The sequence below is a fragment of the Priestia sp. BR_2 genome (genome assembly GCF_041954005.1).
In the GTDB taxonomy this organism is placed as follows: domain Bacteria; phylum Bacillota; class Bacilli; order Paenibacillales; family Paenibacillaceae; genus Paenibacillus_AQ; species Paenibacillus_AQ lautus_A.
Genome location: NZ_JAVFHM010000209.1, coordinates 1 through 2433, shown reverse-complemented (window position 1 = coordinate 2433; position 2433 = coordinate 1). Strand labels below are relative to the sequence as shown.

The window sequence follows — 2433 nt, the reverse complement described above, 5'->3', positions numbered from 1 at the left end:
TACGTAACTAAACCAAATAGGATAATTAATAATGGTGTAACAAGTACATAAAAACGAGCAATGCTTCTTAAAGTATCTTTTACAAGATACACGCAAACTCCTAACGTTAAAAGAATTAATATCCAGTTTGGTGTCCTCTGTAGAATCCACGTATCAATTACTTGAATGAAACGAGATAAAACTAAACTTCCTGTCACGATAAAGTAAATGGCATAACAGAAAATAATAATCTTTCCTAACCTTTTTCCTATTAAATGAGGTATTATTTCGTAAATAGTTAAAGACGGAAATTTTCTGCCAAGCCCCCACAAAACCAGAATAATGACTTGCACCATTGCCCCTGCAATTAAAGTTGATATCCATCCATCGTTTTTGGATATTAGTGATACGTCATGAGGTATTGATAAGATACCAACTCCAATTTGAGCTTGAATAATAATAAAAAACAATTGTGTATTTGAAATTCTATTTTCTTTTCGTATCATTGTAGTTCCATCCCCTTAAAGGATCTTGTTGTTCGATATGCTTAGGATGTGAATCTAATGGTCGTGTTTTTAATTTCCAAATGGGCAATCTTAAAAAAGTATCTTTAATATCTTTTATTCTAAGTGGAGCAAATGGAGCGAAGTAGGGCGTACCAAAAGACTCTAACTTACATAGGTGAGCTAAAAGAACAATAAATCCAAAGACTATTCCAACAAATCCAAATGAGGCAGCAAGAAACATAAAAGGAAAGCGTAACAACCGGACCGCGTCACTCATTCCGTGAGATGGAACACAAAAAGAAGAAATAGCAGTTAGAGCGACAACAACAATCATTGTAGTTGAGATAAGTCCTGCCTGAACGACAGCGTCCCCAATAACAAGTCCTCCAACTATACCAATGGTTTGACCAATTCTTGAGGGAAGACGTATTCCAGCCTCTCGAATTAATTCAATGGTTAATTCCAAAATTAATGCTTCAATCAATGGGGGAAAAGGAATCTTATTAATTGAACTTCCAACGGGATTTACAAGTTCATCAGGCAATACTTCAAAGTGAAAGGCGATAACAGCAATATAAAAAGCTGGCAATATAATCGAAATTAAAAAACTGGCATGTCGAATAGAACGTATAAAAGTTCCAATTATCCACCGAGAACTATAATCGTCTGGTGACTGATAAAAAGCGAAAAAGGTAACCGGAAAAAGTAAAGCAGTTGGGCTTCCTTCCATTAATACAGCAACTCTGCCTTCATTTAAATGTCCTGCCACACGATCTACTCTTTCTGTGTTTAATAGTTGAGGAAAAGGTGATAGTGTAGAATCTTCTATTAATTCTTCCAAGAATCCAATGTTTACAACATTATCCATCGATATAGATTTTATCCTATATTCACATTCATGAATTATTTCTTCATCAACAAGGTTATTTAAATAAACAAGTGCTATTTTAGATTTCACTTGTGTACCAGTAGGAAGATACTTCACGGATAGATTAGGACTATGCACTGTTTTTCTAAGTAAGTGAAGGTTTGTCAAAAGGGTTTCAATAAACCCATCATGAGATCCTTGAACAACTTTTTCGTTCTCCGGTTCTGTAATAGAACGTTCTTTTGATAGAGAGACATCAACAATAAACAGCTCTGCATAACCGTCTAAACTTAGAACACAAGAACCCTCTAAAAGCGCAGCCTCAACCTGATTAAAAACAGTCGCAGACTGGAAGTTAGCACCGAGCATATCCGAGATTGGTTCCAAGGGGGATTTTAAACAAGGATTCAAAACGTATTTTTGTATCTTTTCCTTATCTACCATCGTTTCAAGATAAATAATGACACCCTGTACATCCTTCACCTCTAGATTTTTAATAACTAAATCCTCTGTATTTGAAAAAATTTGATTTATTGTGAAGATATTTTCTTTAATTGTTGAGAAAGCAGGGTTAGAGATTTTTTCTCTTTTTTTTGAAGGATTCTTTTCATTTTTATCTTTGTTATACTTTAATAATTTTTTAATGAACTTCATTAAATCTAAGCTCCTATGTTTTTATTTAAGGATATTTTCCCCACTAATTATCGATGTATGTAAAAGATTCCAGTTGTTTAATTTTCTTTTACGTATCTTGTGCAATGTGAGGGAAATCGTCAAGTGACTTAAAATTGGCTGTCTGTAAGTTTAATTACATTAGCGTGCAAGCCGTATAGCTATATAGCTTTTACATTCAAAACTATGTCAAAAATAAGTTGAATGAATGCTCAATAATCTATGGCTATGCTATGTTGTATACACAATTCTGAGGCACTTACCTTTTAGATAGGATAGCTAAGTCCAGTGATCAAATTGGCTGTTTGGAAGGTGTCTAAAAGAATAAAATAAAGCAGTAGCATAGCTATATAATCCTATTCCATTTGAAGAAAAAATTCAGCAAGGAAAAAAGTAACAGGATTAGTG

At 33.7% G+C, this 2433-nt stretch carries 2 protein-coding genes; both read right to left on the bottom strand.

Going from position 1 to position 2433, the window contains the following annotated elements; genetic code table 11:
* On the bottom strand, positions 1–485 hold a 485-nt coding region (locus RB298_RS15580), incomplete at its 3' end, for a GerAB/ArcD/ProY family transporter (RefSeq protein WP_486047529.1).
* Complete coding sequence (locus tag RB298_RS15575) at positions 466–2007, bottom strand: spore germination protein (protein ID WP_486047528.1); 1542 nt, start codon at positions 2005–2007, stop codon at positions 466–468. The genes RB298_RS15575 and RB298_RS15580, both read right to left, overlap by 20 nt.
* Positions 2008–2433: the final 426 nt, after the last annotated feature.

Bases quoted from the DNA above. Each gene is read 5' to 3' on its own strand.
- RB298_RS15575 (WP_486047528.1), bottom strand. From the start codon at position 2,007: ATGAAGTTCATTAAAAAATTATTAAAGTATAACAAAGATAAAAATGAA.